The organism is Cupriavidus sp. FW305-3-2-15-C-LB2 (genome assembly GCF_058787575.1).
In genome coordinates, this window is sequence record NZ_JBYSZW010000006.1 from 16,449 (window position 1) to 30,975 (window position 14,527).

Annotated in this window: 12 protein-coding genes; 3 read left to right on the forward strand and 9 right to left on the reverse strand. The window is 67.2% G+C overall.

Going from position 1 to position 14,527, the window contains the following annotated elements; all coding sequences use genetic code 11:
- Positions 1-60: 60 nt before the first annotated feature.
- Positions 61-303 carry an RNA-binding S4 domain-containing protein gene (locus tag AC3WRR_RS06700; protein WP_010813694.1) on the reverse strand — a complete coding sequence of 81 codons (243 nt, stop codon included), beginning with the start codon at positions 301-303 and terminating at the stop codon, positions 61-63.
- Positions 303-2,060, reverse strand: coding sequence for a glutamine--tRNA ligase/YqeY domain fusion protein (locus AC3WRR_RS06705; RefSeq protein WP_492296505.1), 1,758 nt, complete (start codon positions 2,058-2,060; stop codon positions 303-305). The genes AC3WRR_RS06700 and AC3WRR_RS06705 overlap by 1 nt, the downstream gene beginning before the upstream one ends.
- A 255-nt stretch (positions 2,061-2,315) precedes the next feature.
- Here AC3WRR_RS06705 and AC3WRR_RS06710 point away from each other — a divergent pair, with 255 nt between their 5' ends.
- Positions 2,316-3,755: a CoA transferase gene (locus AC3WRR_RS06710; RefSeq protein ID WP_058696670.1), complete on the forward strand. Its 1,440-nt coding sequence runs from the start codon at positions 2,316-2,318 to the stop codon at positions 3,753-3,755.
- 1 nt (position 3,756) lies between these two features.
- Here AC3WRR_RS06710 and AC3WRR_RS06715 read toward each other — a convergent pair whose 3' ends face one another.
- From AC3WRR_RS06715 to AC3WRR_RS06730, 4 genes are all read right to left on the reverse strand, one after another.
- Positions 3,757-4,374, reverse strand: a complete 618-nt coding sequence (locus tag AC3WRR_RS06715) for a pyridoxamine 5'-phosphate oxidase family protein (RefSeq protein WP_010813691.1) — start codon at positions 4,372-4,374, stop codon at positions 3,757-3,759.
- A gap of 56 nt (positions 4,375-4,430) precedes the next feature.
- On the reverse strand, positions 4,431-5,291 hold the full coding sequence (locus AC3WRR_RS06720) for a PhzF family phenazine biosynthesis protein (protein WP_011615829.1): 861 nt from the start codon (positions 5,289-5,291) through the stop codon (positions 4,431-4,433).
- A gap of 173 nt (positions 5,292-5,464) precedes the next feature.
- A complete protein-coding gene (gene ggt / locus AC3WRR_RS06725; protein WP_011615828.1) occupies positions 5,465-7,090 on the reverse strand; it encodes a gamma-glutamyltransferase in 1,626 nt (541 codons plus the stop codon).
- Between the two features lie 52 nt (positions 7,091-7,142).
- Positions 7,143-8,120 carry a Bug family tripartite tricarboxylate transporter substrate binding protein gene (locus AC3WRR_RS06730; protein WP_010813688.1) on the reverse strand — a complete coding sequence of 326 codons (978 nt, stop codon included), beginning with the start codon at positions 8,118-8,120 and terminating at the stop codon, positions 7,143-7,145.
- 163 nt (positions 8,121-8,283) lie between these two features.
- Between AC3WRR_RS06730 and AC3WRR_RS06735 the strand changes: the two genes are divergently transcribed.
- Both AC3WRR_RS06735 and katG read left to right on the forward strand, forming a co-directional pair.
- A complete protein-coding gene (locus tag AC3WRR_RS06735) occupies positions 8,284-9,168 on the forward strand; it encodes a LysR substrate-binding domain-containing protein (protein ID WP_010813687.1) in 885 nt (294 codons plus the stop codon).
- A 227-nt stretch (positions 9,169-9,395) separates the two neighbouring features.
- Entirely contained in the window at positions 9,396-11,651 is a 2,256-nt protein-coding gene (gene katG, locus AC3WRR_RS06740) for a catalase/peroxidase HPI (protein ID WP_492296508.1), read from the forward strand.
- Between the two features lie 143 nt (positions 11,652-11,794).
- Here katG and AC3WRR_RS06745 read toward each other — a convergent pair whose 3' ends face one another.
- The 3 genes from AC3WRR_RS06745 to AC3WRR_RS06755 all read right to left on the reverse strand — a co-directional run bounded on the left by AC3WRR_RS06745 (position 11,795) and on the right by AC3WRR_RS06755 (position 14,425).
- Positions 11,795-12,268, reverse strand: a complete 474-nt coding sequence (locus AC3WRR_RS06745; protein ID WP_010813685.1) for an aminoacyl-tRNA deacylase — start codon at positions 12,266-12,268, stop codon at positions 11,795-11,797.
- A 179-nt stretch (positions 12,269-12,447) separates the two neighbouring features.
- Positions 12,448-13,950, reverse strand: a complete 1,503-nt coding sequence (locus tag AC3WRR_RS06750; protein ID WP_010813684.1) for a tripartite tricarboxylate transporter permease — start codon at positions 13,948-13,950, stop codon at positions 12,448-12,450.
- 13 nt (positions 13,951-13,963) lie between these two features.
- Positions 13,964-14,425, reverse strand: a complete 462-nt coding sequence (locus AC3WRR_RS06755) for a tripartite tricarboxylate transporter TctB family protein (protein WP_010813683.1) — start codon at positions 14,423-14,425, stop codon at positions 13,964-13,966.
- Between the last annotated feature and the right edge of the window lie 102 nt (positions 14,426-14,527).

The following is a 14,527-nucleotide window of genomic DNA, read 5'->3' on the forward strand; positions in this document are numbered from 1 at the left end:
GTCCTTTCGGTTGCAATGCCGGCGCCGCCGTCACTGGCGCCGCCGGCCCGGCCCGCGCGGTCAGGCGGCGACCACGCGGATCTCGATGCCCGCCAGGCCCACCACCTGCCCGGCGCGGATCTTGGCAGTCTTGCGCGATTCAGGCGCGCCGTCCACCGAGACTTCGCCGGCGGCGACCAGCGCCTTGCCGGCGCCGCCGCTGTCGCACACGCCCGCCAGCTTGAGCAGGTCATTGAGCGCGATGAACTCGCCCTCGAGCGGGAAGGTGATGGTTTGCACGGCTGCCTTGCCAGGTTTGGCCATCACTTGCCCCAGCTGTCTTTCAGACCGACGATGCGGTTGAAGACCGGCTTGCCCGGCTGCGAATCGGTGCGGTCGGCGACAAAGTAGCCATGGCGCTCGAACTGGAAGCGGTCTTCGGGCTGCGCCTCGCGCAGGCCCGGCTCCAGGTAGGCGGTGATCACCTGCTTGGAATCCGGGTTGAGCGCATCCACGAAGTTCTTGCCGCCGGCATCCGGGTTGGGGTCGTTGAACAGGCGGTCGTACAGGCGCACTTCGGCCTCGTACGCGTGCGCCGCGCTGACCCAGTGGATCACGCCCTTGACCTTGACGCTGTCGGCGCCCGGCGTGCCGCTCTTGGTTTCGGGCAGGTAGCTGGCGTGCACGGCGATCACGTTGCCGTCGGCATCCTTGTCCACGCCGGTGCACTCGATCACGTAGCCGTATTTCAGCCGCACCTTGTTGCCCGGGAACAGGCGGAAGTAGCCCTTGGGCGGAGTCTCGTTGAAGTCCTCGCGCTCGATCCACAGCTCGCGCGACAGCGGAAAGACGCGCTTGCCGAGTTCCGGCTTCTTCGGGTGGACCGGTGCCGAGCATTCCTCGCTCTGGCCCTCGGGGTAGTTGTCGATGATCAGCTTGAGCGGGTCCAGCACGGCCACGCCGCGCGCGGCACGGCCGTCCAGGTCGTCGCGCACCGCGCCTTCGAGGGTGCTCATGTCGATCCAGCTGTCGGCCTTGGCCACGCCCACGCGGTCGCAGAACAGCTGGATCGATTCCGGGGTGTAGCCGCGCCGGCGCACGCCCACCAGCGTGGGCATGCGCGGATCGTCCCAGCCGTCCACGCGCTGCTCGTCGACCAGCTGCTTGAGCTTGCGCTTGCTGGTGATGGCGTAGGTCAGGTTCAGCCGCGCGAACTCATACTGGTGCGGCAGCGGGTCGCGAAACACGCCGCTGTCGCGCAGGTGCTCAAGCACCCAGTCGTACAGCGGGCGGTTGTTCTCGAACTCCAGCGTGCACAGCGAATGCGTGATGTTCTCGAGCGCGTCCGAGATGCAGTGGGTGAAGTCGTACATCGGGTAGATGCACCACTTGTCGCCCGTGCGGTGGTGATGGGCATGGCGGATGCGGTAGAGCACCGGGTCGCGCATCACGATATTGGGCGCGGTCATGTCGATCTTCGCGCGCAGCACGTGCTCGCCGTCGGCGTACTTGCCGGCGCGCATGTCGCGGAACAGCTGCAGGTTCTCTTCGACGCTGCGCTCGCGGTAGGGCGAGGGCTTGCCCGGCTCGGAGAAATTGCCGCGGCTGGCGGCGATCTGCTCGGCGGTCTGGCTGTCGATGTAGGCGGCGCCGCGCTCGATCAGGGTCTCGGCAAAGGCGTAGAGCTGGTCGAAGTAGTCGCTGGCGTAGTACAGGTGCGGCTGTCTGGTGCCGTCCTTGCCCTCGCTGTCCCAGGAAAAGCCCAGCCAGTGCACCGCGTCGATGATCGAATCGACGTATTCAGTGTCTTCCTTGACCGGGTTGGTGTCGTCAAAGCGCAGGTGGCAGCGGCCGCCATAGTCGCGCGCCAGCCCGAAGTTCAGGCAGATGCTCTTGGCGTGGCCGATATGCAGGTAGCCGTTGGGCTCCGGCGGGAAGCGGGTGATGACGGTCGGCAGCGGTTCGCCGGCCTTGTCCTGGCGGCCGGCATAGGTGCTGGCGGCGAGATCCTGGTCGATGATGCTGCGCAGGAAGTTGGAGGCGGCGGGGGTGCTGTCGGTAGGCTTGTTGTCGTGGCTCATGATGGCGCCGGTTGGCCGGCCTGATGCGTCTGGGTGCTTGGGGCCGGGTCGTCAGATTGCGTGGCGGAATGCCAATAGCGGGATTTTACCGTGCCGGAGCCGCCGCACGCCGCGAGCCGCCGCGGATTTCCGCCCTTATCCCGGATTTGCGTCCGCGCGGATGCGCCTGGCTGCGACGAAAGTGATGTGTCGGAGTAGCATGGGGGCGTGCCGGCCCGTGGTGGCCGGCTTTGGTCCATCGCTGCAGGAATGCCCATGAACGCCCAACCCGATGCGGCGCCAGTGCCGCTTGAGCCCTCTGAAGTCGTTGCCGCGCTGTGGCGCGATGCCGGCCTGCCCGCCGAGGCGCTGGCGCACCTGAAGCTGGACGGCGCCGAGCCGGTGCTGCCGTCGAGCTTTGCCGTGGGCACCGCCGCCCAGGCCAGCCTTGGCGCCGCGGCGCTGGCAGCCGCCGCACTGTGGCACAGCCGCACCGGCCGCTGGCAGGACGTCAGCGTCGACATGCGCCACGCCATCACCGAATTCCGCAGCGAACGCTACCTGCGCGTCGATGGTGGCCCCGCGCCCGAACTGTGGGACAAGCTGGCCGGCATCTACCGCTGCGGCGACGGCCGCTGGGTGCGCCTGCATACCAATTTCCCGCACCACCGCGACGGCGTGGTGCGCTTGCTCGGCTGCGCCAATGACAAGGCGGCCGTGCAGGCCGCGCTGGAAAAGCGGGGCGCCGAAGCCTTCGAGACCGCGGCGTCCGACGCGGGCCTGGTGGTTGCGGCATTGCGCAGCTTCGAGGAATGGGACCGCCATCCGCAGGCGGCCGCCTTGCGCGGCCTGCCGCCGGTGACGCTGGAGCGCATCGGCGACGCCCCGCCGCAACCACTGCCGGCGCCCGCATCCGCGGATGCGCAGCCGCTGTCGGGCGTGCGCGTACTCGATTTCACCCGCATCATCGCCGGCCCGGTGGCGGGCCGCACGCTGGCCGCGCATGGCGCCGACGTGCTGCTGGTCACTGCCTCGCACCTGCCGTCGATCCCGCCGCTGGTGATCGACACCGGCCGCGGCAAGCGCAGCTGCCAGCTGGACCTGCGCGATCCCGATGACAAGCGCACCCTGCACAAGCTGCTGCACGGTGCCGACGTGATGGTGCAGGGCTACCGGCCCGGCGGCCTGGCCGAGCTGGGCGTGGGGCCGGAGGCCGCGGCGCGCGCACGTCCGGGCATCGTCTATGTGTCGCTGAGCGCCTATGGCCATGTGGGGCCGTGGTCGCACAAGCGCGGCTTCGATTCGCTGGTGCAGACCGCCACCGGCTTCAATGATGCCGAAGCGCAGGCGGCCGGCAGCGACATGCCGCGCCCGTTGCCGGCGCAGGTGCTGGACCACGCCGCGGGCTACCTGCTGGCCTTCGGCGCGATGGCCGCGCTGCACCGGCGCGCGGTGGAGGGCGGCAGCTGGCATGTGCGGGTGTCGCTGGCGCAGGTGGGGCAGTGGCTGCGCGGCCTGGGGCGCGTGCCGGACGGGCTCAAGGCGCCCGAGCAGAAGATCGACGACGTTTCCGACCTGCTTGAGGCCGTGCCGTCGGGCTTCGGCATGCTGACGGTGGTGCGTCATGCGGCGCATCTGTCGGAAACGCCGGCGCGCTGGACCTTGCCGTCCGAGCCGCTCGGCACGCACGCGCCGGAGTGGCTGCCGCGCGGCTAGGTTAGTAGAGCGTGGTGCGCTGCCGCTCGGGCAGGTCACGGTCGTAGGCGGCGCCGTCGATGGCGTTGTCGCTCAGCGTGGCCAGGATCTCGCCGTTGCTGGGCAGCGACTGGCGCGCCACCTGCGCATCCGCTGCCCACAGCCGCGAGCGGATCAGCGCGCGGGCGCACTGGAAGAACACTGACTGCACCGTGACCACCAGCACCGTGGTCGGGGCCTTGCCGTCGGCCAAGCAGCGCGCGACCAGCGCCGGGTCGACGCTGATCTGCGCGGTGCCGTTGACGCGGATGGTCTCGTTGATGCCGGGGATCACGAACAGCAGCCCCACGCGCGGATCGGCAACGATATTGCGCAGGCTGTCGATGCGGTTGTTGCCGCGCCGGTCGGGCAGCAGCAGCGTGTGTTCGTCCAGCACCTGCACAAAGCCCGGCGCATCGCCGCGCGGCGAGCATTCAGCCCGGTCCTCGCCCACCGTCGACAGCAGGCAGAAGGGCGCCGCCTCGATAAAGGCGCGGTAGTGCGGGTGCAGGTAGTCGACTTCCTTGGACAGCGACGGGGCCGCCGGTTGCGCGTAGAGCGCTTCCAGTTCGGCCAGCGTGGTGATGGCGTGCGAGGTCATGGCAGGCGGGGCGTGGGTCGGCGGGAGGCGAAACCGTCAATGTAGCGCAGATGCCGTTACACGGTCACGGTACCCCGGCCGATCTCCAGCACGCGGCCGCCCACGCGGATGGTGCCTTCGGCATCGGCCTTCAGGCGCAGCCGGCAGGGGCGGCCAACGGCCTCGCCCTGGTCGATCGCATACTCGGCCGGCAGCGCGTGGCCGGTGGCCAGCAGCCAGCCGCCGAGGTTGGCGCAGGCCGAACCCGTGCCCGGGTCCTCGGCCACGCCGCCGCCTTGCTTGGTGAAGAAGTAGCGCGACAGCACGCGGCCGGGCTGCTCCGGGTCGAAAGCAAAGACGTAGACGGTCTTGCGGCCCAGGCTGCTCTGCGGCCAGATCTGCAGGCGCGCGCTGTCGGGGTTGGCGCGGCGCACGGCATCGGTGCCGCGCACTGCCACCAGCAGCTGGTCGGCGCCGGTGTCGACCCACATCGGCGACACCAGCAGGTCGTGTTCCCGCAGGCCGAGCAGGCTGGCGATGTCGGCATCGGACAGGCCCGCCGGCGCGGTCTTCGGCTTGCCGCTGTGGGGGGCGGTGAAGGTCCAGACATCGCCCTGCGCGGTCACCGGCACCACGCCCGCCGCGAACTCCAGCGTCAGCGCGTCGCCGGTTCCGGCCAGGTCGCGCACAGCGTGCGCGGTGCCCAGCGTCGGATGGCCGGCGAAGCGCATTTCATAGCCCGGCGTGAAGATGCGCACCCGCGCGCTGGCACGTTCCGACGGCAGGATAAAGGTGGTTTCCGACAGGTTGAACTGCAGCGCCAGTGCCTGCATGGTGGCCTCGTCCATACCGCGCGCATCCTCGAACACGCATAGCGGATTGCCACCGAAGGTGGCTTCGGCAAAGACGTTGAGCAGGCGGAAGGCGTAGGTGGTCATGGCGCGGGGGGCTCCGGAGGCTGGTTGATCACCAGTGTACGGAGCGGGGGCGGACACGCCATGCACAGTTGGGCCGATCGCCGGCGGGCCAGTTGCGGACAGTTGTGCCGTGCCATGAAAAACGCCCGGGCGGACCCGGGCGTATCGCTGGCGAGGGCACTGAGTCAGCCGGCTCAGAACCCCACTGCCTGGCCATCGCGCCGGCTGTCGCTGGCCGCGACATAGCCGTGCTCGGCGTCCTCCGACAGGCGCCAGATGAACTGGCCCGAGCCGAAGTCCATGTACGGATCGTCCACCGACTTGAGCTGGTGGCCGCGCGCCTTCAGGCCCGCGACCGTGGCCGGGTCCATGGTGCTTTCCACATCCAGCGTGAAGTCGCGGTTGACCTTCCAGCGCGGCGCGCAGCACGCGGCCTGTGGCTGCTGGTTGTAATCCAGCATGCGCACCACGGTCTGCAGGTGGCCCTGCGGCTGCATGTCGCCGCCCATCACGCCGAAGCTCATCACCGGCTGGCCGTCCCTGGTCAGGAAGGCCGGGATGATGGTGTGGAACGGACGCTTGCCGCCCGCGACCACGTTGGCCGACTTCGGGTCCATCGAGAAGCCCACGCCGCGGTTCTGCAGGCTGATGCCGGTGCCCGGCACCACCACGCCCGAGCCGAAGCCCATGTAGTTGGACTGGATGAACGAGATCATCATGCCGTTCTCGTCGGCGGCGGTCAGGTAGATGGTGCCGCCCACCTTGGGCATGCCGAAGTCGAAATGCGTGGCGCGCTGCATGTCGATCAGCTTCGCGCGTGACTTCAGGTAGGCGTCATCGAGCATTTCCTCCGGCGTGACTTCCATGCTGCGCGGGTCGGCCACGTAGCGGTAGAGGTCGGCAAAGGCCAGCTTCATTGCCTCGATCTGCAGGTGCTGAGAATCGACCGAGTCCACCGGGATCGAAGCCATGTCGAACTGGTCCAGGATGCCCAGCGCGATCAGCGCGGCGATGCCCTGGCCGTTGGGCGGGATCTCGTGCAGCTCGTAGCCGCGGTAGGACTTGCTGATCGGCTTGACCCAGTCGGGGCGGTAGTTGCGCAGGTCATCGAGCGTCATGGCGCCGCCGCACTGCTGGCTGAAGGCGGCAATCTGCTCGGCGATCTCGCCTTCATAGTAAGCGCGGCCACGGGTCGCGCCGATCTTGCGCAGGGTTTCGGCGGCAGCCTTCATGGTGAACTTCTCGCCCACCGCGGGTGCGCGGCCATTGGGCATGAAGGTCTCGGCATAGCCGGGCTGGTCCTTCAGTTCAGGCACCGCGGCGGCCCACTTGTGTGCCACCACCGGCGGCACGGCATAGCCGCGCTCGGCGATCTCGATCGCCGGCTCCATCAGGTCGGCGAACGGCAGCTTGCCGAAGCGCTCATGCAGCGCGGCCCAGCCGGCGACCACGCCGGGCACGGTGACCGAGTCCCAGCCGCGGATCGGGCGGTTGGCCAGGCCGTTGGCATCGGTGCCGTACTTGTTCTTGAAGTATTCCGGGCTCCACGCCGCCGGGGCCACGCCCGACGAGTTCAGGCCGTGCAGTTCCTTGCCGTCCCACAGGATGGCAAAGGCATCGCTGCCCAGGCCGCACGACACCGGCTCGACGATGGTGATCGCGGCGGCCGCGGCGATGGCGGCATCGACCGCATTGCCGCCCTTGAGCAGCATGCGCAGTCCGGCTTGCGCAGCCAGCGGGTGCGAGGTGGAAACCACGTTGCGCGCAAACAGCGGGATGCGCACGGAGGGGTAGGGGTTGGTCCAGTTGAAGTTCTGCATGCTTGTCTGTGTCCTTGTGCTCGGTGCGCCCGTAGCGCAAATTCTGCGGCCCTTATTCTGCCGTGATCTTGCGATCCTTGATCAGCTTGCCCCAGCGCGCGCTGTCCTTCTTCACCATCGCGGCGAACTGCGCCGGCGTGCCGCCGACCGGCTCGGCGCCCAGCTTGCCCAGGCGTTCCTTGACCTCGGGCGACTGGATGGCCTTGTTGAACTCGGCATTCAGGCGGTTGACGATATCCGCCGGCAGGCCCTTGGGGCCATAGATGCCGAACCAGGTGTCGGACTCGAAGCCGGGCAGGCCCGACTCACTCGCGGTGGGGATTTCCGGTGCCAGCGGCGAGCGCTTGGCGCTGGTCACTGCCAGTGCCTTGAGCTTGCCGTCCTTCACATGCGGCAGGCCCGACACGATGCTGTCGAACAGCACCTGCACCTTGCCCGAGATCAGGTCCGGCACGGCCAGCGCGGTGCCGCGGTAGGGGATGTGGGTGATGAACACGCCCGCCTGCGCCTTGAAGGCCTCGGCGGTCAGGTGCACCACGGTGCCGTTGCCGCTGGAGGCGTAGTTCAGCTCGCCGGGATGCTTCTTGGCGTAGTCGATCAGCTCGCGCACGTTTTTCGCCGGCAGGCTGTTCGGCACCACCAGCAGGTTGGTGGCGATCGCGACCTGGCTGACCGGGGTGAAGTCGGTCTCGGTGTTGTATGGCAGGCGGGTGTTGATATACGGCCCGATCGAGTGCGTGCTGGTGGTGGCGATCAGCAGCGTATAGCCATCGGGAGCGGCCTTGGCGGCCATGTCCGAGCCGATCGCGCCGCCGGCGCCGGGGCGGTTGTCGACCACGATCTGCTGGCCCAGGTTGGCGCCCACCTTCTGCGCGATGGCGCGTGCCAGCAGGTCGGTCGCGCCGCTGGCCGGGAAGGGCACGATCAGGCGGATCGGCTTGCTGGGATAGGTATCGGCCAGTGCGGGCGTGGCGGCCAAGCAAAGCCCGCAGCCAAGGCCGATGCCGAAGCGGCGCAGCCAGGATTTCATTCTTGTCTCCGGTGTCAGGCGATTGGCCCCGATTCATGAGCCGGCCTTCATTATTCCGTGCTGCCGGTCACAAAGAAAGCTAATATTTCTTTCCAATGTCACAAGGAAATCTTAAGGATCAGCCCTTGCCGGCATATGCCTGACTCTTCCCTTCTGTGCACCGATGAGCACTGTCCGCTTCCTCCGTACCTTCGTTGCCGTGGCCGAGCACGGCTCCTTTGCCGCCGCTGCCGGCCAGGTGGCGCTGACCCAGGCCGCCGTCAGCCTGCAGATGCGCGCGCTGGAGACCGAATTGCGCCGCGAGCTGTTCGACCGCAACGGCCGCGTGGCCGTGCTCAATGCCGACGGCCGCGCGCTGCTGCCGCAGGCGCGGCGCATGCTGGCGCTGTATGAAGAGATGCGCCTGCCGCTGGCCTCGGACGAAGCCATGGCGGGTGCGGTGGCGGTGGGTGCGGTGGTGTCGGTGATGGGAGGGCTGTCACATGCGGTGGCGCATATGAAGCGCACTTATCCTGCGCTCGACGTGCGCCTGGTCGGCGCCAAGTCGATCGAGCTGGCGGCGCAGGTCGAGGCCGGCGAGCTGGATGCCGCCATCCTGGTCGAGGGCGCCGCGCGCGTGCCCGGCACGCTGCGCTGGACGCCGCTGTACCAGGAGCCGCTGGTGGCGATCGCGGCACGCGGCAGCCCGGGCCGCGACGCACGCGAGGCGCTCGCCACCAATCCCTACCTGCGCTTCGACCGCAGCCAGCGCACCGGCGTGCTGGTCGAGCGCGCGCTGCGCCGCGCGCACCTGAAGGTCAACGAGTTCCTGGAGCTGAACGCGATCGAGGCGCTGGTGGAACTGGTGCGGCAGGAGGTCGGCGTGACCGTGGTGCCGCTGCTGCGCCGCGCGCGCTGGCGCGACGACGAGGCGCTGCGCATCCTGCCGCTGCTGGTCAACGGCGAGCCGGTGATGCGTCACATCGGCATGCTGGAACGGCGCGACCACGGGCGCGGGAAGGTGACCGCGGCAGTACGGGCGGCCTGCAGCGAGCTGTTCGGCGCCTAGCTGTCGCCGTGCCATAACCAAGTCCTATCGCGCGGATAGTCAGAAACACGTTCTCCTGAAGATCCCTATTGCATATATTTCGGTTGCGGACGGCCGCTGACGCGGCCCGACTCGCCATGGGCGCCACGACTCCTGCGTTGGCGCACGCCCTCGCGCGTCCGCTGATTGCCCGACCTTTGACGCCATCGCTGCAGGCGTGTTCAGTACGTCCCTACATGGAGAAACGTATGTCTAACGAAACAAAGTGTCCGTTCAGCCATGCCGCCGGCGGCGGCACGACGAATCGTGACTGGTGGCCGAATCAACTGCGTCTGGACCTGCTGAGCCAGCATTCCAGCAAGTCCAACCCGTTGGGCGGCGACTTCAACTATGCCAAGGCCTTCAAGAGTCTCGACTTCGCAGCAGTGAAGAAGGACCTGGCCGCGCTGATGACTGACTCGCAGGACTGGTGGCCGGCGGACTTCGGCCACTACGGCCCGCTGTTTATCCGCATGGCCTGGCACAGCGCGGGCACATACCGCATTGGCGATGGCCGCGGTGGTGCAGGGCGCGGCCAGCAGCGTTTCGCACCGCTCAACAGCTGGCCGGACAACGCCAGCCTGGACAAGGCGCGCCGACTGCTATGGCCGATCAAGCAGAAGTACGGCCAGAAGATCTCCTGGGCCGACCTGATGATCCTGGCCGGCAACGTCGCGCTCGAGACCATGGGCTTCAAGACGTTCGGCTTCGGCGGTGGCCGGGAAGACACCTGGGAACCGGATGCGGATGTTTCCTGGGGCAAGGAAAAGACCTGGCTGGGCGGTGACCTGCGTTATGGCAAGGGTGCTGCCGGCAAGGATGAAGGCGTGGTCGTGGCCGACGAGGCGTTGCATGGCACCGAGACCAGCCGCACCGACTCCGGACGCAACCTGGAGAACCCGCTGGCCGCCGTGCAGATGGGCCTGATCTACGTGAACCCGGAAGGCCCCGACGGCAATCCGGACCCGCTTGCCGCGGCCCACGACATCCGCGAATCGTTCGGGCGCATGGCCATGGACGACGAGGAGACCGTCGCGCTGATCGCCGGCGGGCATGCCTTCGGCAAGACCCACGGTGCCGGTCCCGCGGACAACATCGGGCCCGAGCCCGAGGGCGCCGATCTCGAACGCCAGGGCCTGGGATGGGCGAGCACCTTTGGCACCGGCAAGGGCGCCGACACCATCACCAGCGGCCTGGAGGTGACCTGGAGCAATACACCGACGAAGTGGGGCAATAGCTATCTGGAGAACCTGTTTGGCCACGAATGGGAGCTGACCAAGAGCCCCGCCGGTGCCAACCAGTGGGTTGCCAAGGATGCCGCGGAAACCATCCCGCACGCTTACGATCCTGCGAAGAAGCTGCGGCCGACGATGCTGACCACGGATCTGTCGCTGCGTTTCGACCCGGCCTACGAGAAGATCTCGCGGCGCTTCCTGGAGCATCCTGACCAGCTCGCCGATGCCTTTGCCCGCGCCTGGTTCAAGCTGATCCACCGTGACATGGGCCCGCGCGCCCGCTACCTTGGACCGGAAGTGCCGGCCGAAGAGCTGCTCTGGCAGGATCCGATCCCGGCGGTCGATCATCCGCTGGTCAACGAGCAGGACGTCGCCGCGCTCAAGCAGAAGATCCTGGCGTCAGGGCTGCCGGTCTCGCAACTGGTGCAGACCGCCTGGGCCTCGGCATCCACCTTCCGCGGCTCGGACAAGCGCGGCGGCGCCAATGGCGCGCGTATCCGCCTGGCCCCGCAGAAGGACTGGGCAGCCAATGAGCCCGAGCAACTGGCGAAGGTGCTGAAGGTGCTCGAAGGGATCCAGGCCGAGTTCAACGGCGCACAGTCCGGCGGCAAGAAGATCTCGCTTGCCGACCTGATCGTGCTGGCCGGTGGCGCGGGGATCGAGCAGGCGGCGCAGAAGGCCGGCCATCGGGTGACCGTGCCGTTTACGCCGGGCCGCATGGACGCCTCGCAGGAACAGACCGACGTGCAATCCGTCGGGGCGCTCGAGCCGATTGCAGATGGCTTCCGCAACTTCCTGAAGGGGAAGTACAACATCCGGGCGGAGGACCTGCTGATCGACAAGGCGCAATTGCTGACCCTGACTGCTCCCGAGATGACGGTGCTCATTGGCGGACTGCGCGTCCTGAACGTGCATACCGGGCAGGATGCGCACGGCGTCTTCACCGACCGTCCGGAAACGCTGAGCAACGATTTCTTCCGCAACCTGCTCGACATGCGTATGGAATGGAAGCCGCTCTCGGAGGCCCGGGACGTGTTCGAGGGGCGTGACGCCAAGACCGGTGCGAAGAAGTGGACCGGCACCCGCGTCGACCTGGTGTTTGGTTCGAATTCCCAGCTCCGGGCCCTTTGCGAGGTCTACGCAAGCGAGGACGGACAGGAGAAGTTTGTCCGTGACTTCGTCGCCGCCTGGGCCAAGGTGATGAACCTCGACCGGTTCGACGTTGCCTGAACGGTCGCGTGGCCCCGTCAGGGCCGTCCTCCCTGACGGGGCTTTCTCAACCCGGGTGTGAGCGGCGCAGTGGACGCGTCGCCAACACAATGACAAGCGGCCGGCAAGCGCCGGCCGCGTGGCCTGCCAGGGCATGCCCCCGCCTACATGATCCTGTGCGCAAAATGCCCGCGCCGCGCATCGGCCATCAGGTCGAGGAACTGCCCGGTGCTCATGTGCACCAGTTCCTGGTGGTCGCCCGCCTCGAAGTAGACGTCGGGGTGCGTCAGCAGGCTGTCGTCGAGCCAGGTCTGCGTGCCGTACGCCATGCCGACCGGCGGGAGCGCGCCGTGGTCGCAGTCGCGGAACACTTCGCGCACGCCATCCTCATGCGCCAGCGACAGCTTGCGGCCGGTCTGCTCGCAGATCTCCGACAGTTTCAGGTGGTGAGTCGAAGGAATCACGGCAGCGACGTAGCCGCTGCTGTCTTCCAGCAGGACGGTCTTGGCCAGTCGGTCTCCGGGAATGTGTGCGGCCTGTGCAGTGGCCATGCTGCTGAGGCTGTAGGGGTGCCGGACGGTGTCGAACTGGCTTTGCTTCTTGCTCAGGCATCTCGCCAGCGTGGTAGACATGGTCATGATTTCAACCTCCGACGCGCACAGCGCGACCGTTGTCCGAGTCCTATCAATATAGGTCGTCGGGGGTCGGGTGGCGGTGGGGCCGAGCCAGGACGTAGCCGGCAAGCACAAAAAAAGGGCACCTTGCGGTGCCCTTAGTGTGTTGTGCCGCCGGCCCCGGGGCCGGCGATATTCCCTGCTTATTCTTCCTGGAACGCTTCCTCGCGCTTGGCCTTGATCGACGGCATCGCCACGATCAGCACCAGCACGGCAGCGGCGATCAGCAGGCCCAGCGACAGCGGGCGCGTCACGAACACGCTGAAGTCACCACGCGACAGCAGCAGCGAGCGGCGGAAGTTCTCTTCCATCATCGGCCCCAGCACGAAGCCGAGCAGCAGCGGCGCGGGTTCGCACTTGAGCTTGATGAACAGGTAGCCCACCACGCCGAAGGCCGCGGTCTGGAACACGTCGAAGGTGGTGTTCTGGACCGAGTACACGCCGATGCAGCAGAACGTCAGGATGGCCGGGTACAGGTAGCGGTAAGGCACCTTCAGCAGCTTCACCCAGATGCCGATCAGCGGCAGGTTCAGCACGATCAGCATCAGGTTGCCGATCCACATCGAGGCGATCAGGCCCCAGAACAGCGCCGGGTTGCTGGTCATCACCTGCGGGCCGGGCTGGATGTTGTGGATGGTCATCGCACCCACCATCAGCGCCATCACCGCGTTGGGCGGAATGCCCAGCGTCAGCAGCGGGATGAAGGAGGTCTGCGAAGCCGCATTGTTGGCCGATTCCGGACCCGCCACGCCTTCGATCGCACCCTTGCCGAATTCCTGCGGATACCTGGAAGTCTTCTTCTCCAGCGAGTAGGCAGCAAACGAAGCCAGCGATGCACCGCCGCCCGGCAGGATGCCCAGTGCCGAGCCCAGCAGCGTGCCACGCAGCACCGCCGGGATCATGCGCTTGAAGTCTTCCTTGGTCGGGAACAGGTTGGTGATGTGGTCGGTAAAGGTTTCGCGGTGTTCCTTCTGCTCCAGGTTGGCGATGATTTCAGCAAAGCCGAAGATACCCATTGCCACCGAGACGAAGTTCAGGCCATCGGTCAGTTCCGGCACGTCGAACGAGAAGCGCGCGGCGCCCGAGTTCACGTCGGTGCCGACCAGGCCCAGCAGCAGGCCCAGCACGATCATGGCGATGGCCTTGACCAGCGAACCCGAAGCCAGCACCACGGCGCCGATCAGGCCCAGCACCATCAGCGAGAAGTATTCGGCGGGGCCGAACTTGAACGCCAGTTCCGACAGCGGCGCGGCAAAGGCGGCCAGGATCATGGTGGCGACGCAGCCGGCGAAGAACGAGCCCAGCCCGGCTGTGGCCAGCGCCACCCCCGCTCGTCCTCGCCTTGCCATCTGGTAGCCGTCGATGGTTGTCACCACCGATGACGATTCGCCAGGCAGGTTGACCAGGATGGCGGTGGTCGAACCGCCGTACTGGGCGCCGTAGTAGATACCGGCCAGCATGATCAGCGCGGCCACCGGGGGCAGCGTGTAGGTCACCGGCAGCAGCATGGCGATGGTGGCCAGCGGCCCCAGGCCCGGCAGCACGCCGATCAGGGTTCCCAGCACGCAGCCCAGGAAGGCGTACGCGAGGTTCTGGAAGGTCAGGGCGGTGGAGAAGCCCAGACCCAGGTTGGCGAGTAGTTCCATGTTGGCGGCCTCCTTAGCTTGCCAGGAAAGCCGGCCACACCGGCATCTGCAGGTTGATGCCGTACACGAACGCGCCCAGGCTGATCAGCACCAGGATGATGGCGTTGAGGATGGCACCCTTCCAGCTGAATTCATGGCTGGCCATCGACGACACCAGCACCAGCACCAGCACCGACAGCACCATGCCCAGCGGCTTGAGCAGCAGGCCGAACAGCACCACCGAACCGAGGATCCACAAGAGCGTCTTGATGTCCCAGCGGGCCAGGTTGTCTTCTTCCGACTTGGAAGACAACGAGCCCCACAGCACCAGCACGCCCAGCAGGGCGAGCACGATGCCGAGCCAGAACGGGAAGTATCCCGGTCCCATTTTTGCGGCGGTTCCCATGGAATAACCGCGCGCGACCCAGGAAAAGCCGAATCCGACCAGGATGAACATCAGGCCGGAGGCGAAGTCCTTTTGGCTACGTATGCGCAAAGTGAATCTCCTCGATAAGACTGCTTGAAATCTCAGGAGGGCTCCCTTCCGCTGCCTTTGTTGCGGTGCATCAATGCGGCAGTTTGCGGGAGCTCTCCTACG

What these genes read in the sequence shown, in the direction of transcription:
- AC3WRR_RS06730 (WP_010813688.1), bottom strand. Translation starts at nt 8,120, where the DNA reads ATGAAATCCTGGCTGCGCCGCTTCGGCATCGGCCTTGGCTGCGGGCTT.
- katG (WP_492296508.1), top strand. Translation starts at nt 9,396, where the DNA reads ATGTCTAACGAAACAAAGTGTCCGTTCAGCCATGCCGCCGGCGGCGGC.
- AC3WRR_RS06700 (WP_010813694.1), bottom strand. Translation starts at nt 303, where the DNA reads ATGGCCAAACCTGGCAAGGCAGCCGTGCAAACCATCACCTTCCCGCTC.
- AC3WRR_RS06735 (WP_010813687.1), top strand. Translation starts at nt 8,284, where the DNA reads ATGAGCACTGTCCGCTTCCTCCGTACCTTCGTTGCCGTGGCCGAGCAC.
- AC3WRR_RS06750 (WP_010813684.1), bottom strand. Translation starts at nt 13,950, where the DNA reads ATGGAACTACTCGCCAACCTGGGTCTGGGCTTCTCCACCGCCCTGACC.
- AC3WRR_RS06710 (WP_058696670.1), top strand. Translation starts at nt 2,316, where the DNA reads ATGAACGCCCAACCCGATGCGGCGCCAGTGCCGCTTGAGCCCTCTGAA.
- AC3WRR_RS06745 (WP_010813685.1), bottom strand. Translation starts at nt 12,268, where the DNA reads ATGACCATGTCTACCACGCTGGCGAGATGCCTGAGCAAGAAGCAAAGC.
- AC3WRR_RS06715 (WP_010813691.1), bottom strand. Translation starts at nt 4,374, where the DNA reads ATGACCTCGCACGCCATCACCACGCTGGCCGAACTGGAAGCGCTCTAC.
- ggt (WP_011615828.1), bottom strand. Translation starts at nt 7,090, where the DNA reads ATGCAGAACTTCAACTGGACCAACCCCTACCCCTCCGTGCGCATCCCG.
- AC3WRR_RS06705 (WP_492296505.1), bottom strand. Translation starts at nt 2,060, where the DNA reads ATGAGCCACGACAACAAGCCTACCGACAGCACCCCCGCCGCCTCCAAC.
- AC3WRR_RS06720 (WP_011615829.1), bottom strand. Translation starts at nt 5,291, where the DNA reads ATGACCACCTACGCCTTCCGCCTGCTCAACGTCTTTGCCGAAGCCACC.